Here is a 25,890-nt window from a genome sequence, read left to right as displayed (position 1 = left end):
ACGGTAGGGGTACCGTTTTGTTATCCGGTTTGAAGCCGTATGACCACTCCCTTTTGTGGGCAACTGTCAGGTGAATACCATCTCCATACAAACAATTGCTTCCGAAGGCAAGAGTTGAACACGTAGGTGCCTCTTCAATTCCGCTGGCAATATCTAAAGGCGATCTTGATATTTTTATCGGCGTGGAAAGTGATGAACTAGAAGCTTCCATCCAGCTCCTGACGACATTGGGCTTTCAAGAAAAGGCCGATACTTTGAGAACATCGGAACTGTGCATGCTGGAGTCAAGGTCGGGTGATGGCGTTGCTTTTCAGCTGGTGGTCAATGGTTCTGAATTTGAATTTTTCCTGATTTTTCGTGAAAAATTGCGCGCCGACCCTTCGTTGGTTCAACGATACAATGAACTCAAAATGTCTTGTGAAGGCCGATCTCAAGATGACTACCGTCGGAAAAAATCTGATTTTATAAATCTCGTTTTAACGAAAACCTAGTTGGTGCGCCTCAGAAATCTCAGGTGACACAGTGCAATTAGGACTCCCACTTTTTTGAGTCCGGCAAGCTGTAACCAAACCAACGAAAAAGACCCCCTCTCGCCCAACGGCAAGAGGGGGTCTTTTATTTTTGCCGCAGATTAACCGGCTATCAAGCCAACCATCAGGCCAGCGAGACAAAAATCCCGGCCAGGGTGGCACTCATCAGGTTGGCCAGGGTCGCCGCCAGCACAGCCTTGAAGCCCATATTGGCCACATCGTGACGGCGCTCCGGCGCCATGGTGCCGATGGAGCCAAGCTGCACCGCAATGGAGCCCAGATTGGCGAAACCGCACAGCGCGAAGGTGATGATGATCTGGGTGTGGGCACTCAGGTCAGCCTTGATATTGGCAAAGTCCAGATAGGCGACGAACTCGTTCATGATCACCTTCTGACCAATCAGGGATCCTGCCGCCATCATCTCGCTGGCGGGCACACCAATCAGCCAGGCCACCGGGGCAAACAGATAACCCAGCAGCTGCTGCAAGGAGAGATGGGCCCAGCCGAACCACTCGCCGACGGTGGTGAGACCGGCGTTGATCATGGTGATGACGCTGACAAAGGCGAGCAGGATAGTACCGATGGCCACGGCGATCTTCATGCCGCTCATGGCGCCGCCCGCCAGGGCATCGATGGCGTTGCTGTAGTCGCTCTTGTCGAGGGTGATCTCGGCCTGTTCGCTCACCTGTTGCTGCTCCGGCACCAAGAGTTTCGCCATCAAGAGGCCACCCGGCGCCGCCATAAAGGAGGCCGCAATCAGGTATTTCAGATCGACCCCCAGACCGGCGTAACCGCCCAGCACAGAGCCCGCCACCGAGGCCATGCCACAGGTCATCACCGCAAAGAGCTCGGAGCGGGTCATGCCGGCGAGGAAGGGACGAATAAGCAGCGGCGACTCCCCTTGCGACAGGAAGATATTGCCGGTGGCCACCAGCGACTCGGCGCGGCTGGTGCCGAGCATGCGGTGCACGGCGCCGCCCAATACCCGGATCACCCACTGCATGATGCCGAAGTGGTAGAGCACGGCGATCAGCGCGCTGATAAAGATCACCAACGGCAACACTCGCACGGCGAAGATAAAGCCGTTGCTGGCCAGATCGCCAAACACGAAGCGGATGCCGCTGTCGGCAAAGCCGAGCAGGGCGGAGACGCCATTGCTCATGGCACCGAGCATGATTTGTCCGGGGGGAAAATAGAGCACCAGGGCGGCAAAGCCGGTTTGCAGGGCGAGCGCACCCAGCACGGTTCGCCAGCGGATGGCTCGGCGGTTTTCACTGGCCAGCCAGGCGATAAACATCAGGGCCAGCATACCGACCAGACTCAATAACAGTGTCATCTTGCACCTATGAAGAGAGGAGTTTCATATGGCAAGTCTGCAGACAGGCGTCGCGGGCGATCCGGCGGGAGAGGTGCCGACCCACGCGACACGCAGACCACAAACCTACAGGTTAGTGGCGGGTCCCATCCTGGGGTCATTCACGTTCCGGGTGACAGCATGTATCGGGTGACGCCAGCGCAGTCGCAGGGGGAGATGCGGCCGGCTGGCAGGTCGGGCGGCGATGCTACAGTGATCGCCATCACAGAAAAAGCGGTAAAACGATTGGCTTCGGCAACTTTTTCACCCCGGACAGGGGCTCGCCCGAAAACGCGGCAGGATTGAACAGCAAGTGAGTGCAAGCCCAATGAGCGCCTGCCGGCGGGGCAGCGCGCGCAGACGGCTCCGGAGCGAGGCACAGACCCCATCCCCGGATAACCAAAACGGTTCACGTTTTTTTCATCTTAAAAGGAGTAGAGTAGGCAATCACCAAGTTTATGTTTTTATTGGAAAAGCCCCTACGGGTCATGCAATGGCATAACGCCCCTAACCCCAAGTGGAACGCCATGATGAAGAGAACAGCGATTGCCCTGACCCTGGCCAGCCTGTTGACGCTGCCAGTGTTTGTCTCCACCAATGCCTGGGCTGCACCGGTGCGCTCCTTGCAAAAGGAGCAGAACTACGACCAGTACATCAGCAAGCGCCAGGTGGTGGATCAGCTGCTGGCAGATGCCTGGCAGATCTTCAAGTCGCCAGCCCGCATCTCCACCGCCGGTTTCACCGCCAAGATGCCGAGCAACATGGAGCGGGTCACCGAACTGCTGCTGCAAGCCTATCAGCTCGAACCCTACCGCACCGACCTGCTGATCTCGGCGGCCAACGCCCAGATCTACAACGGCAACGTGGACAAGGCCATCGGCCTGTTCGAGCAGGCGCTCAGCACGGCGCCGGACGACATAGACCTGCTCACCTATCTGGCCACCTGGCAAACCTTCAAGCAGAACTCCAGCGCCGCCCAGACATACCAGAGCAAGCTGGCGACCCTCAATCCCGGTCGCGCTGCCGATCTGCAGCGCATCCTGGATACGGTGGCCCGCGTCAACGCCACCCCGCTCAAGGATCAGGGGGAGCGTTCACCCAAGCCGGGCAACCGGGCCATCGTCACCCTGGGCTATGCCCTCAACCCCGATGGCAGCATGAACGACATCCTGCTGGGCCGGCTGGAGACCACCCGCTCCCTGGCTCAGGCCAACCCGGCGGCGCTCATCATACTGACCGGCGGCGTGCCCCAGAACCGCCAGACAGAGGGCAAGCTGATGGCGGACTGGCTGGTGAAGAAGGGCATAGATCGATCGCGTATCATAGAGGAGAACTACGCCACCAGTACGGTGGAGAACGCCCTCTACAGCAGCTATGCCCTCGCCCGCCACCAGATCCAGTACGCCACCCTGGTAAGCTCGGCCAGCCACGTGCGCCGGGGCCAGACCCTGCTGGAGATCGCCTGCTGGCAGAGCGGCCCGGCCGGGATCCAGATAGACAGCGTCAGCTACCCGGACAAGTCGCTCTCGACCCTGGCCAAGGTGAGCGACAACGAGCTGCTCGGCATCTACCGCGATGCGCTGCGCACCTACGGCCTGTGGAGCTATCGCTCGGCCCCCTTGATCGAGCGCTGATCGCCAGATTTCATCGAACACATCAACAAAAAGCCCGCCGAATTGGCGGGCTTTTGCATGGTGGCTGACGCCGTCAGGCGGCGACCAGCGACTCCAGATCGCGCCGGCTCAGGCGCTTGCTGTCCACCTTCACATAGACGGAGCGCTCGGCCGGCGCCAGCAGCACATCGCTTACCCCGTCACAGGCGCGGATCCGCTGCTCCAGCGCCGGGCTCGCCTCGACTCCTACCGGCAGCACGATGCGCAGGCTGCTCACATAGGGGGGCTCCTGCATGGTGAGGCTGACCCCCAGCCAGGCCAGGGCCAGCAGGGCACAACTGCCAAACACCAGCACGCCGCCCCCCAGGCTGTAGAGCAAGCCACCCAGGCTGCCGCCTATGGCCACCCCGATGAACTGGCTGGTGGAATAGACCCCCATGGCGGTGCCCTTGTAACCCGGTGGCGACTCCTTGCTGATGAGCGACGGCAACAGCGCCTCCATCACGTTGAAGCCGATGAAGAAGAGCTGCAAACCGGCGAGCAGGCCCCACAGCTGCAGCCCGGCCTGCCACAACACCACTTCGGCAACGAGCATCACCAGCACGCAAGCCTGGAAGACCCGCTTCATCTGGCGGCGTTTTTCGGCATAGATGATGAAGGGCACCACGCTCACAAAGGCGACCAGCATGGTGACCAGATAGGCCTGCCACTGGCTGTCGCGGGGCAGACCGGCCTGCTCCAGCAGCGGCGGCAGCGCCACGAAGCTCGACATCAGCAGGGTGTGCACGCAGAGGATGCCGAGGTTGAGTTTGAGCAGGCGCGGGTTGGTGAGCACGGTGCGCATCCCGCCCCTGACCATGCTGGACTCGCGATTGAGCAGGTGACCGGTCGGGGTCGGCACCAGCCAGAGGGTGATGGCGATGCCCCCCAGCGCCAGCAGGGCGATGAGCCAGAACAGACCGGACAGCCCCAGCGCGTGGGTGATGAGGGGGCCCGTCACCATGGCGATGGCGAAGGTGATGCCAAAGCTCACCCCGATGAAGGCCATCGCCTTGGTGCGGTTCTGCTCGCGGGTGAGATCCGAGAGCAGCGCCATGACGGCGGCCGAGATGGCGCCGCTGCCCTGCAGGGCGCGGCCGAGGATGACACCCCAGATGGAGTGGGTCAGCGCCGCGATCACGCTGCCCAGTGCAAACATCAGCAGGCCGCCGACGATCAGCGGCTTGCGGCCGATGCGATCGGAGAGCAAGCCGAACGGGATCTGGAACAGCGCCTGGGTCATGCCATAGATGCCGATGGCCAAGCCGATCAGCGCCTCGGAGGCGCCCGCCAGCGACATGCCGTAGGTGGTCAGCACCGGCAGGACCATGAACATGCCGAGCATGCGCAACGAGAAGACGGAGCCGAGCGCCCAGGTCGCGCGGCGCTCGCCCCTCGTCATGGTGAAATCATTCATGATGGCCTCGATAGGTCAGGGAGAAGGAAGACGCAAGGAGTGGCTGACACGCGCCATGCCACACCCGAACAACGGGAAAAGTGCCCAACGGGGCGGCCCCATAATAACAGAGCCGGGAAGGTTCCCGGCTCTGGATTTCATGCATTTAGGGGCACAACTCACACTATCGGGGCAGCATGCTCACTAAAATCGGCGCCGCATCCGGCTGGAAATCCACTGACATCATCACGCTCAGGCAGGTAATGGTGACGATGGAGAACATGAACAGCTTGCGGGCCCAGAGGGAGTCATCGACCGCCTGTTTGTAACCCGACAGCGCCATGCCCAGCCACCAGACGCTGACCGCAGTCGCCACGATCAGATACTTGTAACCGGCGTAACCGCCGAGGAACAGCATCAGGGTCGGCACCATGAACGCCAGTATGTAGAGGGTGATGTGGTGTTTGGCTACGGAGATCCCCTTCACCACCGGCAGCACGGGTATGTTGGCCGCCTGGTAATCCTTGAAGCGGAAGATGGCAATCGCATAGGAGTGCGGCATCTGCCACAGGCTGAAGATCGCCAGCAGGATCAAGGCACCCGAGTCGAACTGGCCGCTCACGGCGCAGTAGCCGATGACGGGCGGCGCGGCGCCGGAGAGGCTGCCGACCAGGGTGCCATAGACGGAGTGACGCTTCATGTAGAGGCTGTAGACTCCCACGTAGACCAGGAAGCCCAGCACTGCCAGCAAGGCGGCCAACGGATTGGCCGCAAAGTAGAGCAGTGCAATGCCCGCAACGCCCAGCGCGCTCGCATACCAGAGCGACACGCCGGGGGCGATCAGCCCCTTCACCAGGGCGCGATTCTTGGTGCGCTCCATGATGCAGTCGATGTCCCGGTCGATGTAGTTGTTGAACACACAACCGGAGGCCACCACCAGGGAGACACCCGCCATGGTCAGGATGAACAGGGGCACATCCAGGCTCCCCTTGGAGGCCAGCAGGAATCCCCCGATAACCGAGATGAGGTTACCGAAGATGATGCCCGGCTTGGTCACTTGCAGGTATTGCTTCATCATCACATCAACCCGCTCAGTGGACCATCATGTTGACGTTGAGGTTGTACATGATCCACAGGGACCCCACCACCACGATGGCGATGATGAGCACGGTAAACACCAGTGCCACCAGGTTCCAGCGCTCCTCTGACGAGGTGTTCATGTGCAGGAAGTAGGCGAGATGCACGAAAATCTGCACCACCGCCATGCCGACCACGGTGCCGAGCACCATGGCGTGGGAGGCGGAGCCATCCATCACCATCCAGAAGGGGATCGCGGTCAGGATGAGTGACAGCACGAACCCTGTCATGTAGGACTTGACGCTGCCGTGGCTGGCGCCGTGATTGTCAACGGTATGATTGCTCATTTTTACATTGCCCCCATCAGATAGGTTCTGGCACTGCCGTGGCTGACCCAGTAAATATCAACTGAATGACTCATTTACATGACCCCCATCAGATAGACCACGGTGAAGACGCAGATCCACACCACGTCCAGGAAGTGCCAGAACAGGCTCAGGCACATCAGGCGGGTGCGGTTGCGCTCGGTCAGTCCCTTCTTGCTCACCAGCACCATCATCACGATGATCCAGACCAGGCCACTGGTCACGTGGATCCCGTGGGTACCGACCAGAGTGAAGAAGGCGGAGAGGAAACCACTGCGCTGCGGGCCGAAGCCTTCGGCGATCAGGTGGTGGAACTCGTAGATCTCCATGGCGATGAAGCCGGCGCCAAGCAGGAAGGTCACCAGCAGCCAGGCGTTGACTGCGGAAACCTTGTTCTTGTTCATGGCCAGCATGCCGAACCCGAAGGTGATGGAGCTCAGCAGCAGCAGCATGGTTTCGGTAAACACGAACGGCAGCTCGAAGATGTCCTTGCCGGTCGGGCCGCCGGCGGTGCCGTTGACCAGGACTGCATAGGTTGCGAACAGGGTCGCAAACAGGATGCAGTCACTCATCAGGTAGATCCAGAAACCGAACACCTTGGTGGCACCGGCATCATGGTGCCCATGATCGTCATGGGCGCCGTGAGTGTGATGTAGAACGTCAGTCGCCATGGAATTAAGCCACCTTGTTGAGATTTTCAAAATGCTGACGCTCGATCCGTTCGATCTCGTCAACCTGCACGTAGTAATCCACGTCATCATTGAAACTGTGGATGATCCAGGTGGCTATCATGCCGACGAAGCCGGCGATGGCCATCCACCAGATGTGCCAGATCATGGCGAAACCAAACACCACGCTGAAGGCCGCGATGATGACACCGGCGCCGGAGTTTTTCGGCATGTGGATCGGGTCATAGTGTTTCGGCTGCTGATAGGCAGAACCATCCTGCTTGGCTTCCCAGAAGGCATCCAGACCGGTGATCTTCGGCTCGATGGCGAAGTTGTAGAAGGGCGGCGGTGAGGAGGTCGACCACTCCAGGGTACGGCCCCCCCAGGGATCGCCCGTCAGATCGCGGTTCTTCTCGCGGTCACGGATACTGACCACCACCTGGATCACCTGGCACAGGACGCCGATGGCAATGAGGCCGGCACCGCAGGCCGCCACGACCAGCCAGCCGTGGAACTCGGGATCGATGTTCTGGCTGACCCGACGGGTCATGCCCATGAAGCCCAGCACGTAGAGCGGCATGAAGGCCACGAAGAAACCGGTGATCCAGAACCAGAAGGCACGCTTGCCCCAGACATCATCCAGCTTGAAGCCGAACGCCTTCGGGAACCAGTAGGTGATACCGGCGAAGCAGCCGAACACCACGCCGCCGATGATGACGTTGTGGAAGTGGGCGATCAGGAACAGGCTGTTGTGCAGCACGAAGTTGGCGGCCGGCACCGAGAGCAGAACCCCGGTCATGCCACCCACAGTGAAGGTGATGATGAAGCCGACGGTCCACAGCATGGGCGAGGTGAACTCGATGCGACCGCGGTACATGGTGAACAGCCAGTTGAAGATCTTCACCCCGGTCGGGATGGAGATGATCATGGTGGTGATGCCGAAGAAGGCATTCACGTTGGCACCCGATCCCATGGTGAAGAAGTGGTGCAGCCAGACCACGAAGGAGAGCACGGTAATGGCAATGGTCGCCCACACCAGAGAGGTGTAGCCGAACAGCTTCTTCTTGCAGAAGGTCGCCACCACTTCGGAGAAGATCCCGAACACCGGCAGCACCAGGATATACACCTCGGGGTGACCCCAGGCCCAGATCAGGTTGATGTACATCATCATGTTGCCACCCATGTCATTGGTAAAGAAATGGGTACCCAGGTAACGGTCTGCGGTGAGCAGGGCTATGGTGACGGTCAGGATCGGGAAGGAGGCGATGATCAGTATGTTGGCGCACAGCGCGGTCCAGGTGAACACCGGCAACCGCATCATGGTCATGCCGGGTGCACGCATCCTGATGATGGTGGCAAAAAAGTTGACGCCGGTCAGCAGGGTGCCCAACCCCGAGATCTGCAGACTCCAGATCCAGTAATCGACCCCGACTCCGGGACTGAACTCCTTGCCCGACAAGGGCGGATAGGCCAGCCAGCCGGTCTGGGCAAATTCACCGACCCCGAGGGAGACGTTGATCAGCACCACGGCGGCAGCGGTAAACCAGAAGCTCAGGTTGTTGAGGAAGGGGAAGGCCACGTCACGGGCACCGATCTGCAGCGGCACCACTATGTTCATCAGACCTATCACCAGCGGCATGGCCACGAAGAAGATCATGATGACGCCGTGGGCGGTGAAGATCTGGTCGTAGTGGTGGGGCGGCAATATGCCTTCGCCACCGGCCGAGGCCATCACCTGCTGGGTACGCATCATGACCGCATCGGCAAAGCCGCGCAGCAGCATGACCATCCCCAGGATGAGATACATGATACCGAGACGCTTGTGATCCACCGAGGTGAACCACTCTTTCCACAGATATTGCCACTTGCCGAAATAGGTGATCAGCCCGGCGATGGCCAGCCCGCCCAATAAGATAGCGGCTATCGTGACCATGATAATGGGTTCATGGTACGGGACAGCGTCGAGCGTTAATTTTCCAAACATCAATTATTCCTCGGATCCTGCTTTCACACTCTTGTCATCCATCGGCATGGCCATATGCCCGGCATGATCCATGGGTTCATCATGGGTCATCTTGTCATGGTCCATTGCTTGAGGATCCATGGTGTCGCCATGCTGCATGGCACCTTCGTGCGCCATGCCCTGGTGCTCACCGGGTTTCATGTCACCCATGAACTTATTGATCACATTGACGAACAGGGCCGGGTCGGCACTGGCGAAATACTCCACCGGATTGTTCTGGCTCTGCTTGGCCAGGGCCTCGAACTCGGTCATGGTGGCGAGCATCTTGGGTGACTGTTTCACCTTGGCGACCCAGGCATCGAAGTCGGCCTGATCTCGCGTGGCGATGGCCTTGAACTTCATGCCGGAGAAACCGGCGCCGCTGTAACTGCCGGAGATCCCCTTGTACTGGCCCGCCTCGTTGGCGATGAGATGCAACTTGGTCTGCATGCCCGCCATGGCGTAGATCTGACCACCCAGCTGGGGAATGAAGAAGGAGTTCATCACGGTGTCGGAGGTCACCCGGAAATTGACCGGGGTATTGATCGGGAAGGCCAGTTCATTGACGGAGGCGATACCCAGTTCCGGATAGACGAACAACCACTTCCAGTCGAGGGAAATAACATCGACCTGGATCGGTTTGACGTCCGACTCCAGCGGTTTATAAGGATCCAGCGAGTGGGATGTTTTCCAGGTAATGACCGCCAGGATGGCGACAATAATGACAGGGACGGTCCAGACGACCGCTTCAATCTTGTTGGAGTGAGACCAATCCGGGGTATATTTGGCGTTGGTATTGGATGCTCTGTATTTACGAGAGAATGCCACTGCCATAATAATCACAGGGATCACCACAATTAACATCAGCCCGATGGCCGTTAATATCAGTGATTTCTGTTCCAGACCAATCTGCCCTTTGGGGCTCATTAGAGCCATGTCGCAACCACTGAGCAAGCCGGTTGTCGCGAGCAACAGCAAGGCGCCCAAGCCCCTTTTTACATCAGGTCTCATGCCGTTTCCTCATCTTCGCAAGGCGTAAAGTTGTAATAAAAACGCATCATTCTATTGCATCGGGGGGGGATGTGAACAACATGAAAAATTAATCCCGCACTTGTGTGCGGTTTGAAATTTGTGTGTGAAGCATGTTAATGCCTAAACGGCAATGAATTTGTCAACGTCGACTAACTACCAATTAATCATTGGGTGGCTTTATTTCATCCAGATTTTGCTGATTGAATAGACAGATGACTTTTTAACCTTGTATTAGACAGGGTCAAATTCCATTATTTTCTTGTGTTTGCATAAAATATCGACACGGTTTTCGGCATTGACCATGGATCATCGCAGCCATCGCCATGAACTCGAACCGGACCATAATTAATCAAAACAAACGCTAATTAATTCCATGGGTTTAATGGGGCCATCGTCCGCAAAGATGCATATTGCATGCTTTTCCTCGACTCCTGGCTATCACAGGACTCATCATTTTGTTTAATAAGTTATTATCAAAGCCATGGACTCCATCCGGATATGGCGTTAGCGTGCGCCCCTTCGTTACCAAGCCAGTCACGAATTCAACCCTATCCCATCTCTCATTTGACTCTTCATACAACAGGGATTGCCATGAGTATTACACGCAGAGATTTTCTCAACGGCGTTGCCATCACCATTGCTGCAGGCATAGCCCCCATCAATCTGCTGCAGGCGGCGCAAGGTGGCAGTGCGCTGGCCGACAAGACGCTGGCTTATCCGCCCGCCCTCACCGGCCTGCGCGGTAACCACCCGGGCTCCTTCGAACCGGCCCACAGCATAGCCCGCGACGGCAAGCAGTATGACTTCGCCAATATTCCCCTCGAGGGGGAGTACGATCTGGTGATCGTCGGCGCCGGCATCAGCGGCCTGGCCGCCGCCTGCTTCTATCAGCAGTTGCTGGGGGCGGATAAAAAGATCCTGCTGCTCGACAACCACGACGACTTTGGCGGTCACGCCAAGCGCAACGAGTTCACCACCCCCGATGGCCTGCGTCTGGGTTACGGCGGCAGTGAATCCCTGCAATCACCGCGCTCTGTCTACAGCCCCATCGCCCTTGGGCTGCTCAAGGCGCTGGAGGTCAACATCGACGAGCTGGCCAAAGGGTTCCAGCAGACCTTCTACCCGGATCTGGGCCTGAGCCGCGGCGTCTACTTCGACGAGCAGCACTTTGGCGTCAACAAGGTGGTGAGCGGCGACCCGGGCCACAACGTGGCCGACGACATCCCCCGCGATCGCCTTAACGGCCGGCCACTGGCGCAGTTTATCGGTGACTTCCCGCTGGACGAGACCGACAAGGCCGCCCTGCTGGCGCTGCACGAAGAAAAAATCGACTACCTGAGCGGCATGAGCCGGGAGGAGAAAGACCTCTGGATGACCCGCAACAGCTACACCAGCTTCCTGCGCGACAAGGTGGGCCTCAGCGAGCGGGCCATCACCTACTTCCAGCAGCGCACCAACGACTTCCAGGCGGTCGGCATCGATGCCACCGCCTGCGCCGATGCGCGTCTCTGTGCCCTGCCGGGCTTCGACGGACTGGATCTCACTCCACTCGATGCCGAAGAGCAGGCGGAGCTGGACGATCCCTACATCTTCCACTTCCCGGATGGCAACGCCGGCCTCACCCGCCTGATGGTGCGCAAGCTCATCCCGCAGGTGGCGCCGGGTCACACCATGCAGGATGTGGTGCTGGCCAAGTTTGACTACAGCAAGCTCGACCTGCCGGAGCACAAGGTACAACTGCGCCTCGGCAGCACGGCGCTGCAGGCCAAAAACGTGCCGCTCAAAGACGGCAAACAGGGAGTGGACGTCACTTACATCAAGGAGGGGAAACTGCACCGGGTGCGGGCTAGGCAGTCGATCATGGCCGGCTACAACATGATGATCCCCTACATGGTGCCCGAGCTGCCGGAACCCCAGAAGGAGGCGCTGCACCAGAATGCCAAGGCACCGCTGGTCTATACCAAGGTGGTGATCAAGAACTGGCAAGCCTTCGTCAAGCTGGGGGTGCACGAGGTCTACTCCCCGGCAGCACCCTACAGCCGGGTCAAGCTCGACTATCCGGTCAGCATGGGTGGCTACGAGCATCCCAAGAACCCGGATCTGCCCATGTGCCTGCACATGGTCTACGTGCCGACCCTGCCTGGCAGCGGCCTCTCGGCCCGCGAGCAATCCCGCAAGGGGCGCGCCATGATCCTCGGCATGCCGTTCGAGCAGCACGAGCAGATGATCCGCGAGCAGTTGCAGGGGATGCTGGGCGGCGCCGGGTTCAACCACCAGCAGGATATCCTCGCCATCACGGTCAACCGCTGGTCCCACGGCTACTCCTACATCACCAACACCCTGTTCGATGACGAGGAGCAGTGCGACAAGTGGATCGAGCTGGGTCGCCAACCCATCGGCAACATCACCATCGCCAACTCCGACTCGGACTGGAGCCCCTACGCCCACTCCGCCATCGATCAGGCCTGGCGCGCCGTCAACGAGCTGGTCGCCATGCACAAGGGAGGTGCCCAATGAACCGCCCCCTGTCACTGACCGCCAGCGCCCTGCTGCTGGCCCTGCCCGCCCTTGCTGCTCACGCTGCACCCGCCATGTCTACGGGGGAATATGTTGCCAAACTGGGGGACTGCACCGCCTGTCACACCAGCGAGACCAGCAAGCCGCTGGCCGGTGGCAAAGGCTTCCCGACCCCCATCGGTACCGTGTTTGCCACCAACATCACTCCCGACAAGACCCACGGCATCGGCAACTACAGCCTGCCGGAGTTCATCAAGGTGATGCGTGAAGGGGTGGCCCGCGATGGTCATCGGCTCTATCCGGCCATGCCCTACACCGCCTACGCCAAGATGAGCGATACAGATCTCGACGCTCTCTACCAGCATCTGATGAAGGAGGTGCAGCCGCTGGCCATCGCCAACAAGGAGAGCAACATCCCCTGGCCGCTGAATATGCGCTGGCCGCTGATGGGCTGGAACTGGGTCTATCACGATGACAGCCGCTTCACCCCGGTAGCGGGCAAGAGCGAGCAGTGGAATCGCGGCGCCTATCTGGTGCAGGGTGCCGGTCACTGCGGCAGCTGCCACACCCCGCGCGGACTCGGCATGCAGGAAAAAGCCCTGACCGAGGCGGACCCCCTCTATCTGAGCGGCGCCACCCTGGATGGCTGGTATGCCCCCAACATTCGCGGCACCCGCTACGATAAGCCGGCGCTGATCGATCTGCTGAAAACCGGTCGCAGCCAGCATCAGGCAGTCTCAGGTCCCATGGCGGAAGTGATCATGCACAGCAGCCAGTACTTCAGCGACGCGGATCTGGCCAGCATCGCTACCTATCTCGTCGAGATCGGGGATCATACGCCGCCAGCCCAGGGCAACCGGGCCTACGCCAGCACGGTCGGCAAGGCGGACTATGCCATGTATTGCTCCACCTGCCACGGGATCAATGGTCAGGGCAATGACCACGTCATCCCCTCGCTGGTGGGCAACCAGACCGTACTGGCCGACGATCCGGCAAGTCTGATCAACGTGCTGCTGTACGGCGCCGAGACCCCCGTTACTCAGGGTCATATCGGCTACCACATGCCGGGTTATGGCTGGACTCTCGACAACGAACAGGTGGCCGAACTGGTCAACACCCTGCGCGCCTCCTGGGGCAATGAAGGGGTGGCCATCAAGCCGGCAACCGTCAAGGCGCAGCGTGCGCTGCATCAATAACCACGCTGTCAGCGCACAACCATAGAAAGGCGCTGCCCCCATCAGATGTTGAAAGGCCAACCTTGAAGCAGGTCATCCCCCCAAAGACCGCCATCATGGTGATTCAAGCCTTTCAACATCTTTTATGCCCCTCTTCTGTGCCTGCCGCATCGCCCAGCATGAGCTCCCCTCTCCCGCTCACCTCCTTTGTCATTTGGTAGTCTGACGGCTGCAGTAACCCCGCAGTCATGCCGAGGTCGCCCCATTGGCTCCAGGGTGACGGCGAGGGCTGTCTTGCCGGGTTTTACCTTTCGTCCCGCCGCACGCTAACAAGACGCTTGGCTCCGCCACTTATTGTGTCTCCCGTGCCTGAGCGCAGACCCAGTCGATAAAGGCCTGGATCTTGGGGCACTGGCGGTTGGGCAAGGTCGCTATGTAGTAACGCTGCTCGCAGCGCACCTCCATGCCTGGAAAGGGGGCGACCAGTTCATGTCTGGCCAACCGCTTGCTCACCAGGTTCTTGCGGCCCATGGCGACCCCGGCGTGATTCATGGCGGCTATGATAGCGAGATCGGAGCGATCAAACCCCATGTTCGACTGACAGGCATCGAGGGAGATGCCGCACTGGCGGGCCCAACTGCCCCACTCGTCGCAGTCCGAGTCATAGCCCCAGGCCTGCCTGTCGTGCAGCAGACGACAGCGAGACAAGTGGTCAGGATTGTCCATCAGTCCATGCTGATCGGCATACTCGGGGCTGCACACCGGCACCATGTACTCGTCCATCAACGGGTGGATGGCGAGCCGCTCCGGGATCTTGTCATCGAAATAGACGGTCAGGTCTATGCCATAGCCGTGCAGGTTGATGTTCTCGTTGCCGGTCATGACGTTGAAGTCGATCTGGGGATGCAGGCGAGAAAAATCCGCGAGTCTGGGCACCAGCCAGCACTGGGCGATGGAAGGGCGGGAGTAGACGGTCAGGGAACCGGACAGCTCCTGATGCTTGATCTCCAGGATCTCCTGATTGATGAACTCCAGCGAGGATTTCAGCGCCCAGAAGACTCGTTGCCCCTCTGCGGTCAGCATCACCTTGCGATGAAAACGCTGGAACAGCTTGAAGCCCAGCTCCTCTTCCAGCGCACTGATCCTGTGGCTCACCGCACTCGGGCTGAGCGCCAGCTCATCCGCCGCCAGGGCAAACGAGCTGTGACGGGCCGCCGCCTCGAAGGTATGCAGCTTGGAGAGCTGATAACCGTTCAGCAGCTTGTTTCTCGATACGTAGTTGTCTTCGGTATACATCTGGCTCGCCTCACCGCCCCAAAAAATGCACAGATGATAGCCATAAACCCCGCCTTTGGATGCACCCATACAACTCAAATCGTATCAGCACCGATAAATGTGATGAATGTGGCACCTTTGCATCACTTCAGCTCACCCAAGACGCCATTTTCATCATTTGTCAGCCACCCGCCATTTTCATTCAATAGACGCCTACATCATCACTCATCATCCATGTCGAGGCGCAGTATGAATTCTGAAGTGTGGGTCGTCGGTACCTTGCTGACTAGCATCATTCTGATTGTCTTCACCATAGTGAAAGGCAAGGTGCATCCTTTCCTCGCCCTGCTGCTGGCGAGCTTCTATGTCGGCACCATGATGGGGATGAACCCGGTCAAGATGGTCAACGCCATGGAAGAGGGCATAGGCGGCACCCTGGGCTTTCTCGCCGCCGTCATCGGCCTTGGCACCATACTCGGCAAGATGATGGAGGTATCGGGGGCGGCGGAGCGCATCGGCCTCGCCCTGCAAAAGTGCCGCTGGCTCTCGCCCCAGGTCATCATGGTGCTGGTCGGTCTGGTGTGCGGCATCACGTTGTTTGTCGAAGTGGGGGTGGTACTGCTCATTCCGCTGGCCTTCTCCATCGCCCGCAAGACCAGGACCTCGCTGCTGACGCTGGCCATCCCGCTCTGTACCGCCCTGATGGCCGTGCACTGCATAGTGCCGCCCCACCCGGCCGCGCTCTACGTCACCAATCAGCTGGGTGCCGACATAGGTTCCGTCATCGTCTATGGCCTCGCGGTCGGGCTGTTTGCCTCGCTGGTGGGCGGCCCGCTGTTTTTGAAACTGCTCGGCAAACGGGTGCCGTTCAAGGAGGTGCCCGCCGCCTTTGCGAATATAGAGGCCCGCGACGAGGCAAGCCTCCCTACCTTAAGTGCCTCCCTCTTCACCGTGCTGCTGCCCATATTGCTGATGCTGGCCAAGACGGTGGCCGAGCTCAACATGGATCACGCCAGCAGCCTCTATACCCTGCTGGAGTTCATCGGCAACCCCATCACCGCCATGTTCATCGCCGCCTTCACCGCCTACTACGTGCTGGGGATCCGCCAGCACATGAAAATGGAAGGGATGCTGAACAAGACCGAGGAGTGTTTCTCCTCCATCGCCAATATTCTGCTGATCATAGGGGCCGGCGGGGCCTTCAACGGCGTGCTCAAGGCAAGTGGCCTGGGGGACAGCCTGGCGACCATTCTCTCCCAGCTCGACATGCACCCCATCCTGCTGGCCTGGCTGGTGGCCATAGTGCTGCATGCCGCCGTCGGCTCGGCCACCGTCGCCATGATGGGGGCCACCGCTATTGTCTCCCCCATCATGGTGCACTACCCGAACATCAGCCCCGAGATCATGACGCTCGCCATCGGCTCCGGTGCCATCGGCTGCACCATGGTGACCGACTCCCTGTTCTGGCTGGTCAAGCAGTATTGCGGCGCCACCCTGAACGAAACGCTCAAGTACTACACTACCGCCACCTTTGTCGCCTCCCTGATGGCGCTGGCCGGTACCTTCCTGCTCTCCTATATCGTGTAACAAGACCGAGACTCCTATGAAAAAGAACGACATTTCGCAGCTCATCGCTCAATTTCCGCTGGTTCGCTCCCTGATCGCACTCGAGCCCGTGACCTGGTTCAACCCCAAGGCCAGCACGCTGGCGGTTGGCCTGCCCCATGTGGGACTGGATGGCAGCGATGTGGCGGATGCCTCAGCCCGCCTCGCCCGCTTCGCCCCCTACATGTGCGACGCCTTCCCCGAGACCCTCGTCACCCAAGGCATTCTGGAGTCCGAGATCGTCGCCATCCCGGCCATGCAGGCGACGCTCAATGCGCGCTACGGCGTCGAGGTGACCGGCAAGTTGCTGCTGAAAAAAGACAGCCACCTGCCCATCTCCGGCTCCATCAAGGCGCGCGGCGGCATCTACGAGGTGCTGACCCATGCCGAACAGCTGGCGATCAAGGCAGGGTTGCTCTGCGAAAAAGACGACTACAGCAAGCTGTTCACGGACGAGTTTCGCCAGTTCTTCGGCCAGTACAGCATTGCCGTGGGCTCCACCGGCAACCTCGGCATGTCCATCGGCATCATGAGCGCCAAGCTCGGCTTTACCGTCACCGTCCACATGTCGGCCGATGCGCGGGAGTGGAAGAAGCGCAAGCTGCGCGAGCATGGGGTCATAGTCGTGGAATACGCCGAGGATTACGGGGTGGCGGTGGAGCAAGGGCGCAAGGAGGCCGAACGCGACCCCAACTGCTTCTTTATCGACGACGAGAACTCCCGCACCCTGTTCCTCGGCTACTCGGTAGCAGGTGAGCGGGTGAAAAAGCAGTTCGATGAGATGGGCATCAAGGTGGATGCCGAACACCCGCTGTTCGTCTATCTGCCCTGCGGCGTCGGCGGTGGTCCGGGTGGCGTCGCCTTTGGTCTCAAGCTCGCGTTCGGTGACAACGTCCACTGTCTCTTCGCCGAGCCGACCCACTCTCCCTGCATGCTGCTCGGGGTCCACACCGGCCTGCACGATGCCATTGCGGTGCAGGATCTGGGGATAGACAACCTCACCGCCGCCGACGGCCTGGCGGTGGGCCGCGCCTCCGGTTTCGTCGGCCGTGCCATGGAGCGGCTGCTGACAGGTTTCTACACCCTGAGCGATCAGGAGATGTATGACCTGCTGGGGCTGCTGGCACGGGATGAGCAGATCAAACTCGAACCCTCGGCGCTGGCCGGCATGCCGGGCCCGTGGCGCGTGGAAGCCGATCGCAAGTGGCAGATGGAGCGCGGCGTCGATGCCGCTACCCTGGCCAGGGCCACCCATCTGGTATGGGCCACCGGCGGTGGCATGGTGCCCGCCGAAGAGATGGAAACATACCTGGCTACCGCCAAAATTTGATCTTTTTTCACCCGATAAACCCGCCACCCTGGCGGGTTTTTCTCTTCATGGATCAGCAAGATGGCACACCCTTTGCCCTGAGCATGAGCCCGCCACACATCCTCCTGCGGCTGCCAATCCCCCCAAGTTGGTTATTTTGTGATAACATAGGGACCGTTTTTTGACATCTGCGCCCCGTTAGCGCCGTTATCCGGCGAGATCGCTACCCAATCCGGCGATAACAACGAACAGAGGTGCGCAGGAAAACAGTGACCTGGTTGAGTCAGGTCTGGCAACGGTCGAGAGGCTGTTTTGCCAGACGGGCAACACCCAAGGGCACCTTAGATAAGGAGATCGGGCAATGAAACAATATCAAAGCTGGCTGGGACAATATCTGATGAGTCGCCGCGATGGGGATCACGCCATGGCATCCGAGCTCGCCAACTCCATCTGCGAGTTTTGGCAGACGCAGGGCGATGAAGCCGAAAGCAGCAAGTGGCAACAGCTCTATCAACAACACGTGGAAAAGACCACCTGATCGCAGGTGCCCCTCTCAGGCTCATGGGCCTGTCACCCATAAAAAAACCGGCGCTCATGGCGCCGGTTTTGCATTTCAGTCTCACCGCTTACATCTGATCGACCATGTCCTGGGCAAACTGGGAGCAGGAGCGCAGGGTGGCGCCTTCCATCAGTCGCTCGAAGTCATAGGTGACCGTCTTGTTGGCAATGGCCGCTTCCATGCCCTTGATGATGAGATCGGCCGCTTCGACCCAGCCCATGTGGCGCAGCATCATCTCGGCGGAGAGGATCAGCGAACCCGGGTTGACCTTGTCCTGACCTGCATACTTGGGCGCGGTGCCGTGAGTCGCCTCGAACAGGGCCACGCCGTCACCAATGTTGGCACCGGGTGCAATACCGATACCACCGACCTGAGCGGCCAGCGCGTCGGAGATGTAGTCACCGTTGAGGTTCATACAGGCGATGACGTCGTACTCGGCCGGACGCAACAGTATCTGTTGCAGGAAGGCGTCGGCGATGACGTCCTTGACCACGATGGTCTTGCCGGTTTTCGGGTTTTTGAAGGAGCACCAAGGGCCGCCATCGATGAGCTGGGCATCGTACTCTTTCTGGGCCAGGGCATAGCCCCAATCCTTGAAGGCACCTTCGGTGAACTTCATGATGTTGCCCTTGTGCACCAGGGTCACGGAGTCGCGATCGTTGTCGATGGCGTACTCGATGGCGGCACGTACCAGACGCTCGGTACCGGCCTTGGACATGGGCTTGATACCGATGCCGCAGGACTCGGGGAAGCGGATTTTCTTCACGCCCATCTCGTTTTGCAGGAAGGCGATCACCTTCTTGGCTTCATCGCTGTCCGCCTTCCACTCGATGCCGGCGTAGATGTCTTCGGCGTTCTCGCGGAAGATCACCATGTCGGTCAGGTCAGGGCGCTTGACCGGGCTCGGAGTGCCTTCGTAGTAACGAACCGGGCGCAGGCAGATGTAGAGATCCAGCTCCTGACGCAGGGCCACGTTGAGGGAGCGAATACCGCCACCGACCGGGGTGGTCAGCGGGCCCTTGATGGCCACGCAGTATTCACGAATGAAATCCAGGGTTTCGGCCGGCAGCCAGGCACCTTCGCCATAGATATGCGTCGACTTCTCGCCGGTATAGATCTCCATCCAGGCGATCTTGCGCTCGCCTTTGTAGGCTTTCTCGACCGCAGCATTCACCACATTCAACATGGCCGGGGTCACGTCCACACCTATGCCATCCCCTTCAATAAACGGAATGATCGGATGGTTGGGAACCTGCAGCTTGCCGTTGGCATCGACTGTGATTTTCTGGCCCTGGGTCGGGATAACTACTTTGCTTTCCATCGGCATCTCCTAACTTCCGTTTGTTATCAATCTGTAAGTTGCGCGCGGCCATCTTAGCCCATTCGTTTTCATAATCAAATGGCGAGCACGCATGTCAGACCATAGTCGAGTACTGGATCACAATGCGTCCATTCTGCCAGCCCCGGATCCACAGCGGCCCCGCCAACACCTGACTCACGCAGGTTCCAGCGGTATCCCTGCTTACCCCACCAGCCCCTCGCCCTGCCCCTGCGGCTGGCTCAGGGAGCGATACTGGGAAGGGGTCAGCCCGGTCTTTTGCTTGAACACCCGGCAAAAATAGTTCACATCACCGTAACCGCAGCGGCTCGCCACCTCTTCGAGGCGGAAGCGGTACTTTTTCAGCATGAATTTGGCCCGATCGATCCGCACCCAGCTGATGTAATCGGCCAGGCGCATGTGGCCCTGCTCGCGGAACAGGTGAGAGAGGTGGCTGGCCGACACGTTGAAGCGGTGAGCGATGGAGTCGCGGGTGATGGAGCGGTGAAAATTTTCCTGGATATAGATGCAGATCCCATGAAACAGATCCGCGCCTCTTGGCCGCTCGGCGGCAGATTCCGCCAACAACTGACGGGCACTGGTGAGCAACGCCTGCAACAGGTGGTTGTCGGTGGGGGAGCGGCCGGGATCCTCGGTCAGCACGTTGAGCGCCGCCAGTATGTGCTCGATCACATGGCCGGCCCGCGCCATGATGCTGTGCTTTTGCACGTCGAAAAAATCGGGATCTTCCCGCCGCTTGCTCACCAGGCTGAACCCCAGCTGACGCTTGCCAAACAGCAGGCTCAATACTGAGCAGTCCGTGGTCCACAGCGGCTTGTTCCAGCCATTGGGGGGGATGTAGATCGCCTGCCCCGGCAGCACGCTTATCTCCTTGCAGCCCTGCTCCTTGTCCCAGATCTGGTTGTGGTATTCACCGCTGAACACCAGTTCGAGGCGAGGAAAGTTGACCTGATAACTGAAACCGGGCGGCACCCCCTGATCCTGGGCAAACCAGATCTGCTCGAAAGGGGCCTGCTCATGGAGGGCACCATCGAGCAGTTGGCTGAAGATGAGTGACATGCTGATCCTGATCAAATAGAGAGAGGCAAGCGGTTGCGGCGGCCACGACCGACCATGTTATAGTCCGGTCCACAGCAGCAATGCCACCCTTTTCTTCACCCGACTTTCTTCACACTAAATGAGGCGTCCCTTATGAGCAGTCGCGACCTGCCCTCTTTTTTGTTCATGCAAAATCCGATTCAAGGCTACGACTGGGGCAGCCATGACGCCCTCACCGCCCTGTTCGGCATCCCCAATCCGGCAGGCAAACCCCAGGCCGAGTTATGGATGGGTGCCCACCCCAACGGCTGCTCCGAGGTGATGCTGGCGGACAGTGCGCAGAAGCTCTCGACGGTGATCGACATGGCCCCTGCCGCCGCGCTGGGAGAGGCCACCCTGGCCCGTTTCGGCAGCCTGCCCTTCCTGTTCAAGGTGCTGTGTGCCGAGAAGGCCCTCTCCATTCAGGTGCACCCGAGCAAAGCCCAAGCCGAAGCCGGCTTTGCCAGGGAAGAGGCCGCCGGCATCGACCCCAAGGCGGGCAATCGCAACTACAAGGATCCCAATCACAAGCCGGAGCTGGTGTTTGCCCTCACTCCCTATCAGGCGATGAACGGTTTTCGCGCCATCCCGGCCATCCTGGCACTGTTCGAGCGGGTCAAGCCGGCGGCTATCGCCGATCTGGTTGCGGCCCTTGCCGCCAACCAACACGAAAGTGGTTTGCAGCACTTCTTCCACCAGCTGCTGATCCTGACGGGGGAGCGCAAGGAAGCGGCCCTTGCGAGCCTGCTTGCCTACGCAGGCGATCATCAGGATGAGGAGACCTTTGCGCTGATCACCAGCCTGGCCGCCCAGTACCCGGGGGATGTGGGACTCTTCTCGCCGCTGCTGCTCAACGTGGTGACCCTGCAGCCGGGTCAGGCCATGTTCCTCGATGCCTGCACCCCCCACGCCTATGTGCGCGGTACCGGCCTCGAGATCATGGCCAACTCGGACAACGTGCTGCGCGCCGGGCTCACCCCCAAGTACATAGACGTGGCAGAGCTGCTGGCCTGCACCCGCTGCCTGCCCAAGCCGGATGACCAGATCCTGCTGGCCCCCCGCTGTGACGGTGCGGTGCAGCACTTCGACGTGCCGGTACCGGACTTCACCTTCAGCGTCTACCCGGCCGGCGAGCATCAGCTCACCACTGCCAGCGCCGAGATCCTGTTTGCCATCGATGGCACTGTGACGCTCAAGCAGGACGACGAGACGCTGCGCCTCGAGAAGGGCCAGTCCGCCTTTGTCCCCGCCGCCACCGGCCAGTACCAGCTGCTGGCCGAAGGCCGGGTCGCCCGCGCCGGCAACCTCAGCTAAGGCGTGAACCCGGCACGGGATCAATGACTGAATCAACGCGCAAGGTGCCATCACTGATGGCACCTTGCTATTGGTACGTCCCGGCTCTGTCCCTCTTGCGCATCGCCCCCACTTCCCTGATACATTTCTTGATATGCAGCAAGGATTCACCACATCACGCTTTTTCCACTCTCCACATTGGATATGATGCCCGTCTGGCTATCAAGCCTCCTTGACGCCATCCATGGACCGTTGTCGTCACCCAACGCACGTCAGGAAGACACCATGAAATGCTATTCCGGGTTATCGCTTTTATGCTTGGCGTTATTGAGCGGCTCAAGCCATGCCGCCTGTGATAACAAAACCGCACTCACGCTGGCCAAGGCTTTTTGGCGTGAGCACAGGGACTTCTATTACACAGAACCGGACAACATAAAGGATCTGCTGACCCCGGATTTTTTCACCGTGCTGAGCAGTGAAGCTCGGTGCAACGCCGATGGCGAGGCCTGCGCACTTGATGCCGATCCCTGGATCAATGCGCAGGATGGCGAGGTGACCGACCCCATCAGTTTCAGCCTGGTCAGCCACACGGTTGACTCCGTGACGGTGGGTATGACCTATTTGTTTGCTCTCTCCGACACCCAGAAAGAGCCGCAGACAGTGACCTTTCACTTTCAAAAGAGTGGCGACAGCCGCTGCTTTCTGATGGATGATTTTATTCCGCCGGGCGACAACTCCCTGAAACAACGCCTGCAACGGTGGCAATCACAAAACCATATCGGGCAACAATAAAAACCCCCACAGCCCTGGTGGGCGGTGGGGGGATTGACTGCTTAACAGCGAAACTGACTTGGGCTTGGCTATCGGCAAGCAATAGGCTCAGTGGCTACTCTTCAACCGTTTCCGGTTGCCCTGGCCTGATCTGTTGCAGTTCTTCAACTCTGGCTTGCCACTTGTCGTGAGCCTGTTTGAGCTCCTGCTGCTTGAACTCTTCACGCATGGTGTCGATCTTCTGGTCAAGTGTTTCCATCAGGATGTCTCCTTACATCATAGGGTTACATACTGGCTGACGGCACTGCCCGTATAGACGCTGGCCAACCTGCTCACCTAGTCAGACACCTGGATCCCCATAACCGTCCAACGAAATAAACGATTGATTATCCATAAATCAATCTAAAAAATGGGAAAGACGTCTTATTAAGCCATGACAGCCAGGGCTACCCAGCACTTGCCCGCCCATATCCTGCTGCAAGATCAGCGGATTGTGTCTATGCCCACGCCAATCCCCCGGCAACGACTTCATGTGCAGCATCCCTTTTCCCCTGTCATGCCAGCACAAATGGTGATGAAAAAAACAGCGACTAACTCCTCCCTGTTGCATTTTTGCCAGACAGCTCACATTTCAAGAGTCAGTGAATGCACACAAATATCCATCCTGTCTTGCCGGGCCAAGCGGAGCATGGTCAAACAGACTCTCGATCTCCAGTTACCAACTCACCACAACGAACTGTTTTTAAAAGCATTTAACAGAATGCTCGTCGAGAGCATGGCAAAAATAAAAATGCGAACCGCCTCACAGAGCGAGGGCGTTGGCACAAAAATCCAGTAAAGGACACATATGTCCGATTTCGGTGACATGGCTTGAGCGAAACAATAGACAGGTCAATCGTTTGCTCCGTTACTCATATCACCAGAGCTCTCAGAGCCAGGAGACACCAATGCTAACTACCTTGATAGATGAAGGGCTGATCTGCCTCGACATAGCGGCCAACGACAAGCAGGGACTGTTTGTCGAACTGGCCACCCGACTCCACGCCAGCGGCAAGATAGGCAATCAGGATCAGTTCGTGCGCGACCTCTGGGCGCGGGAAAACCTCGACAACACGGGTTTTGAACAGGGGGTTGCCCTGCCTCACGCCAAGAGTGAGGCTGTGCTGCAGCCCGCCATCGTCATCGGCATCAGCCGGCAGGGGATCGACTACGGCGCCGAAGATGGGCTGCCCTCCAAACTGTTTTTCATGATTGCCTCCCCGGCGGGCGGCGCCAACCACCACATCGAGGTGCTGGCCGAACTCTCCACCAAGCTGCTGGAACCCGGCTTTATCTCCCGGATGCAGGCAGCCACCAGCAAGGCCGAGGTGCTCAAACTGCTGACAGCCACGGCACCTGCCAGCGTTGCCGGCAAGCAGCCGGTGCGCGCCGAGGCAACCGCTCAACCGAGAGCCAATGCACCGGAGCCCCAGGATCGCAGCATCAAGGCCCAGCTCAATACCCTCAAGCAGCACCTGCTGTTTGGCACCTCCCACATGATCCCCTTCATCGTCGCGGGAGGCGTGCTGCTGTCACTCTCGGTGATGATAAGCGGCAAGGGAGCCGTGCCCGAGGCTGGCGTGCTCAAGGACATGGCCGACATGGGGATAGCGGGGCTTACCCTGTTTACCGCCGTGCTCGGCGGCTACATCGCCTACTCAATGGCGGACAAACCGGGGCTGGCGCCGGGCATGATCGGCTCCTGGATAGCGGTACAGCAGTTTCACACCGGTTTTCTCGGTGCCATCCTGGTGGGCTTTATCGCCGGCCTCATCGTCAATCAGCTCAAACGCATAAAACTACCGGACTCCATGAGTTCGCTGGGCTCCATCTTCATCTATCCGCTGATCGGCACCTTCCTGGTGTGCGGCATCGTCATGTGGGTGATAGGTGCGCCCATCGCCGCCATGATGGAAGGGATGAACCACTGGCTCTCCAGCATGGCGGGTTCCGGCAAGGTGATGCTGGGCGCCATCCTGGGTGGCATGACCGCCTTTGACATGGGCGGCCCGGTCAACAAGGTGGCGACCCTGTTCGCCCAGACCCAGGTCAACACCCAGCCCTGGCTGATGGGCGGGGTCGGCATCGCCATCTGCGTGCCACCGCTCGGCATGGCGCTGGCAACCTTGCTCTCACCACGTCGCTACAAGAAGGAAGAGCGTGAAGCGGGCAAGGCGGCCGCCATCATGGGCATGATCGGCATCAGCGAGGGAGCCATTCCCTTTGCCGCCGCCGACCCGGTACGGGTCATACCGGCCATCGTCGCGGGTGGGATCGTCGGCAACATCACCGGCTTCATGATGCACAGCATCAACCATGCCCCCTGGGGCGGCTGGATAGTGTTGCCTGTGGTGGAAGGCAAGATGGGTTACATCCTGGGAACCGTGCTCGGCGCCCTGACCACGGCCCTTATCGTCAACCTGCTGAAAAAGCCGGTGACCGAGGATGACACAGTGACAGCCGACGATAGCGGCTATCAGATCATCGAAGCGGAAGGGGAAGCGGACGTGCTCGCCATCACCGCCTGCCCATCAGGCGTGGCCCACACCTTCCTCGCCGCCAAGAGCCTGCAAAAGGCGGCCGCCAAGGCGGGTATCAAGCTGAAAGTAGAGACACAAGGCGCCAACGGCATCATCAACCGCATCAGCGCCAAGGACGTAGCCAACGCTCGCTGCGTCATCCTGGCCCACGATGTGGCCATTAAGAACCGGGAGCGCTTCGCCAATATAGAGGTCATCGATGTGAAGACCAGGGAGGCCATCCACAACCCGGAAGGGCTGCTGGCCCGCACTCGGCTGAGCAGCAAGGTAGCCTGACGAGGGCACTTTATCTGATGTACAACAGGAGGGGCCCAA

At 59.4% G+C, this 25,890-nt stretch carries 21 protein-coding genes; 10 read left to right on the top strand and 11 right to left on the bottom strand.

What is annotated here, in order from left to right; all coding sequences use genetic code 11:
• Positions 1-95 precede the first annotated feature (95 nt).
• The gene (locus ACW5XD_RS18770) at positions 96-491 is read left to right on the top strand and encodes a GrpB family protein (RefSeq protein WP_456496186.1); all 396 of its coding nucleotides are present in this window, start codon (positions 96-98) and stop codon (positions 489-491) included.
• A gap of 163 nt (positions 492-654) precedes the next feature.
• Here ACW5XD_RS18770 and ACW5XD_RS18765 read toward each other — a convergent pair whose 3' ends face one another.
• Entirely contained in the window at positions 655-1,866 is a 1,212-nt protein-coding gene (locus tag ACW5XD_RS18765) for a NupC/NupG family nucleoside CNT transporter (protein ID WP_456496185.1), read from the bottom strand.
• A gap of 548 nt (positions 1,867-2,414) precedes the next feature.
• Here ACW5XD_RS18765 and ACW5XD_RS18760 point away from each other — a divergent pair.
• Positions 2,415-3,518 (top strand): ElyC/SanA/YdcF family protein, encoded by a 1,104-nt coding sequence (locus tag ACW5XD_RS18760; protein ID WP_456496189.1) that lies wholly within the window; start codon positions 2,415-2,417, stop codon positions 3,516-3,518.
• A 73-nt stretch (positions 3,519-3,591) separates the two neighbouring features.
• On the opposite strand, the gene ACW5XD_RS18755 is transcribed toward ACW5XD_RS18760, so the two are convergent.
• The 6 genes from ACW5XD_RS18755 to cyoA all read right to left on the bottom strand — a co-directional run bounded on the left by ACW5XD_RS18755 (position 3,592) and on the right by cyoA (position 10,055).
• Complete coding sequence (locus ACW5XD_RS18755) at positions 3,592-4,953, bottom strand: MFS transporter (RefSeq protein ID WP_456496184.1); 1,362 nt, start codon at positions 4,951-4,953, stop codon at positions 3,592-3,594.
• Positions 4,954-5,116: 163 nt separating this feature from the next.
• Positions 5,117-6,013 carry a heme o synthase gene (gene cyoE / locus ACW5XD_RS18750; protein WP_456496183.1) on the bottom strand — a complete coding sequence of 299 codons (897 nt, stop codon included), beginning with the start codon at positions 6,011-6,013 and terminating at the stop codon, positions 5,117-5,119.
• A 10-nt stretch (positions 6,014-6,023) separates the two neighbouring features.
• Positions 6,024-6,356, bottom strand: coding sequence for a cytochrome o ubiquinol oxidase subunit IV (locus ACW5XD_RS18745; RefSeq protein WP_456496182.1), 333 nt, complete (start codon positions 6,354-6,356; stop codon positions 6,024-6,026).
• 74 nt (positions 6,357-6,430) lie between these two features.
• Positions 6,431-7,045, bottom strand: coding sequence for a cytochrome o ubiquinol oxidase subunit III (locus ACW5XD_RS18740; RefSeq protein ID WP_456496181.1), 615 nt, complete (start codon positions 7,043-7,045; stop codon positions 6,431-6,433).
• 4 nt (positions 7,046-7,049) lie between these two features.
• Positions 7,050-9,026 carry a cytochrome o ubiquinol oxidase subunit I gene (cyoB, locus tag ACW5XD_RS18735; protein ID WP_456496180.1) on the bottom strand — a complete coding sequence of 659 codons (1,977 nt, stop codon included), beginning with the start codon at positions 9,024-9,026 and terminating at the stop codon, positions 7,050-7,052.
• A 3-nt stretch (positions 9,027-9,029) separates the two neighbouring features.
• Positions 9,030-10,055, bottom strand: coding sequence for a cytochrome o ubiquinol oxidase subunit II (gene cyoA, locus ACW5XD_RS18730; protein ID WP_456496179.1), 1,026 nt, complete (start codon positions 10,053-10,055; stop codon positions 9,030-9,032).
• A 612-nt stretch (positions 10,056-10,667) separates the two neighbouring features.
• Here cyoA and ACW5XD_RS18725 point away from each other — a divergent pair.
• The gene (locus tag ACW5XD_RS18725; RefSeq protein ID WP_456496178.1) at positions 10,668-12,593 is read left to right on the top strand and encodes an NAD(P)-binding protein; all 1,926 of its coding nucleotides are present in this window, start codon (positions 10,668-10,670) and stop codon (positions 12,591-12,593) included.
• Entirely contained in the window at positions 12,590-13,789 is a 1,200-nt protein-coding gene (locus ACW5XD_RS18720; protein WP_456496177.1) for a c-type cytochrome, read from the top strand. The genes ACW5XD_RS18725 and ACW5XD_RS18720 overlap by 4 nt, the downstream gene beginning before the upstream one ends.
• Positions 13,790-14,119: 330 nt before the next feature.
• Here ACW5XD_RS18720 and dsdC read toward each other — a convergent pair whose 3' ends face one another.
• Positions 14,120-15,064 (bottom strand): DNA-binding transcriptional regulator DsdC, encoded by a 945-nt coding sequence (gene dsdC, locus ACW5XD_RS18715; RefSeq protein WP_456496176.1) that lies wholly within the window; start codon positions 15,062-15,064, stop codon positions 14,120-14,122.
• Between the two features lie 228 nt (positions 15,065-15,292).
• Between dsdC and dsdX the strand changes: the two genes are divergently transcribed.
• The 3 genes from dsdX to ACW5XD_RS18700 all read left to right on the top strand — a co-directional run bounded on the left by dsdX (position 15,293) and on the right by ACW5XD_RS18700 (position 18,495).
• Entirely contained in the window at positions 15,293-16,630 is a 1,338-nt protein-coding gene (dsdX, locus tag ACW5XD_RS18710; protein WP_456496175.1) for a D-serine transporter DsdX, read from the top strand.
• A gap of 16 nt (positions 16,631-16,646) precedes the next feature.
• Positions 16,647-17,978, top strand: a complete 1,332-nt coding sequence (locus ACW5XD_RS18705) for a D-serine ammonia-lyase (protein ID WP_456496174.1) — start codon at positions 16,647-16,649, stop codon at positions 17,976-17,978.
• Positions 17,979-18,318: 340 nt separating this feature from the next.
• Positions 18,319-18,495 (top strand): hypothetical protein, encoded by a 177-nt coding sequence (locus ACW5XD_RS18700; RefSeq protein WP_005328937.1) that lies wholly within the window; start codon positions 18,319-18,321, stop codon positions 18,493-18,495.
• 88 nt (positions 18,496-18,583) lie between these two features.
• Here ACW5XD_RS18700 and icd read toward each other — a convergent pair whose 3' ends face one another.
• Both icd and ACW5XD_RS18690 read right to left on the bottom strand, forming a co-directional pair.
• Positions 18,584-19,837, bottom strand: coding sequence for an NADP-dependent isocitrate dehydrogenase (icd, locus tag ACW5XD_RS18695; RefSeq protein WP_005312750.1), 1,254 nt, complete (start codon positions 19,835-19,837; stop codon positions 18,584-18,586).
• 201 nt (positions 19,838-20,038) lie between these two features.
• Positions 20,039-20,914, bottom strand: coding sequence for a helix-turn-helix transcriptional regulator (locus ACW5XD_RS18690; protein WP_456496173.1), 876 nt, complete (start codon positions 20,912-20,914; stop codon positions 20,039-20,041).
• A 132-nt stretch (positions 20,915-21,046) separates the two neighbouring features.
• Between ACW5XD_RS18690 and manA the strand changes: the two genes are divergently transcribed.
• Both manA and ACW5XD_RS18680 read left to right on the top strand, forming a co-directional pair.
• Complete coding sequence (gene manA, locus ACW5XD_RS18685; RefSeq protein ID WP_456496172.1) at positions 21,047-22,246, top strand: mannose-6-phosphate isomerase, class I; 1,200 nt, start codon at positions 21,047-21,049, stop codon at positions 22,244-22,246.
• A gap of 186 nt (positions 22,247-22,432) precedes the next feature.
• Positions 22,433-23,017 (top strand): hypothetical protein, encoded by a 585-nt coding sequence (locus ACW5XD_RS18680; RefSeq protein ID WP_456496171.1) that lies wholly within the window; start codon positions 22,433-22,435, stop codon positions 23,015-23,017.
• A gap of 94 nt (positions 23,018-23,111) precedes the next feature.
• On the opposite strand, the gene ACW5XD_RS18675 is transcribed toward ACW5XD_RS18680, so the two are convergent.
• Positions 23,112-23,255: a hypothetical protein gene (locus tag ACW5XD_RS18675; protein ID WP_456496170.1), complete on the bottom strand. Its 144-nt coding sequence runs from the start codon at positions 23,253-23,255 to the stop codon at positions 23,112-23,114.
• Between the two features lie 688 nt (positions 23,256-23,943).
• On the opposite strand from ACW5XD_RS18675, the gene ACW5XD_RS18670 reads away from it, so the two are divergent.
• Positions 23,944-25,851, top strand: coding sequence for a PTS fructose transporter subunit EIIC (locus ACW5XD_RS18670; RefSeq protein ID WP_456496169.1), 1,908 nt, complete (start codon positions 23,944-23,946; stop codon positions 25,849-25,851).
• Positions 25,852-25,890 lie beyond the last annotated feature (39 nt).

Source organism: Aeromonas enterica (assembly GCF_054052465.1).
The sequence above is the reverse complement of the archived record's forward strand: the minus strand, read 5'-3'. Positions and strand labels throughout refer to the sequence as shown.

Coding starts and splice junctions, on each gene's coding strand:
- ACW5XD_RS18765 (WP_456496185.1), bottom strand. CDS start 1,866: ATGACACTGTTATTGAGTCTGGTCGGTATGCTGGCCCTGATGTTTATC.
- ACW5XD_RS18760 (WP_456496189.1), top strand. CDS start 2,415: ATGAAGAGAACAGCGATTGCCCTGACCCTGGCCAGCCTGTTGACGCTG.
- ACW5XD_RS18755 (WP_456496184.1), bottom strand. CDS start 4,953: ATGAATGATTTCACCATGACGAGGGGCGAGCGCCGCGCGACCTGGGCG.
- ACW5XD_RS18745 (WP_456496182.1), bottom strand. CDS start 6,356: ATGAGCAATCATACCGTTGACAATCACGGCGCCAGCCACGGCAGCGTC.
- ACW5XD_RS18740 (WP_456496181.1), bottom strand. CDS start 7,045: ATGGCGACTGACGTTCTACATCACACTCACGGCGCCCATGACGATCAT.
- cyoB (WP_456496180.1), bottom strand. CDS start 9,026: ATGTTTGGAAAATTAACGCTCGACGCTGTCCCGTACCATGAACCCATT.
- cyoA (WP_456496179.1), bottom strand. CDS start 10,055: ATGAGACCTGATGTAAAAAGGGGCTTGGGCGCCTTGCTGTTGCTCGCG.
- ACW5XD_RS18725 (WP_456496178.1), top strand. CDS start 10,668: ATGAGTATTACACGCAGAGATTTTCTCAACGGCGTTGCCATCACCATT.
- ACW5XD_RS18720 (WP_456496177.1), top strand. CDS start 12,590: ATGAACCGCCCCCTGTCACTGACCGCCAGCGCCCTGCTGCTGGCCCTG.
- dsdC (WP_456496176.1), bottom strand. CDS start 15,064: ATGTATACCGAAGACAACTACGTATCGAGAAACAAGCTGCTGAACGGT.
- dsdX (WP_456496175.1), top strand. CDS start 15,293: ATGAATTCTGAAGTGTGGGTCGTCGGTACCTTGCTGACTAGCATCATT.
- ACW5XD_RS18705 (WP_456496174.1), top strand. CDS start 16,647: ATGAAAAAGAACGACATTTCGCAGCTCATCGCTCAATTTCCGCTGGTT.
- ACW5XD_RS18700 (WP_005328937.1), top strand. CDS start 18,319: ATGAAACAATATCAAAGCTGGCTGGGACAATATCTGATGAGTCGCCGC.
- icd (WP_005312750.1), bottom strand. CDS start 19,837: ATGGAAAGCAAAGTAGTTATCCCGACCCAGGGCCAGAAAATCACAGTC.
- ACW5XD_RS18690 (WP_456496173.1), bottom strand. CDS start 20,914: ATGTCACTCATCTTCAGCCAACTGCTCGATGGTGCCCTCCATGAGCAG.
- manA (WP_456496172.1), top strand. CDS start 21,047: ATGAGCAGTCGCGACCTGCCCTCTTTTTTGTTCATGCAAAATCCGATT.
- ACW5XD_RS18680 (WP_456496171.1), top strand. CDS start 22,433: ATGCCCGTCTGGCTATCAAGCCTCCTTGACGCCATCCATGGACCGTTG.
- ACW5XD_RS18675 (WP_456496170.1), bottom strand. CDS start 23,255: ATGGAAACACTTGACCAGAAGATCGACACCATGCGTGAAGAGTTCAAG.
- ACW5XD_RS18670 (WP_456496169.1), top strand. CDS start 23,944: ATGCTAACTACCTTGATAGATGAAGGGCTGATCTGCCTCGACATAGCG.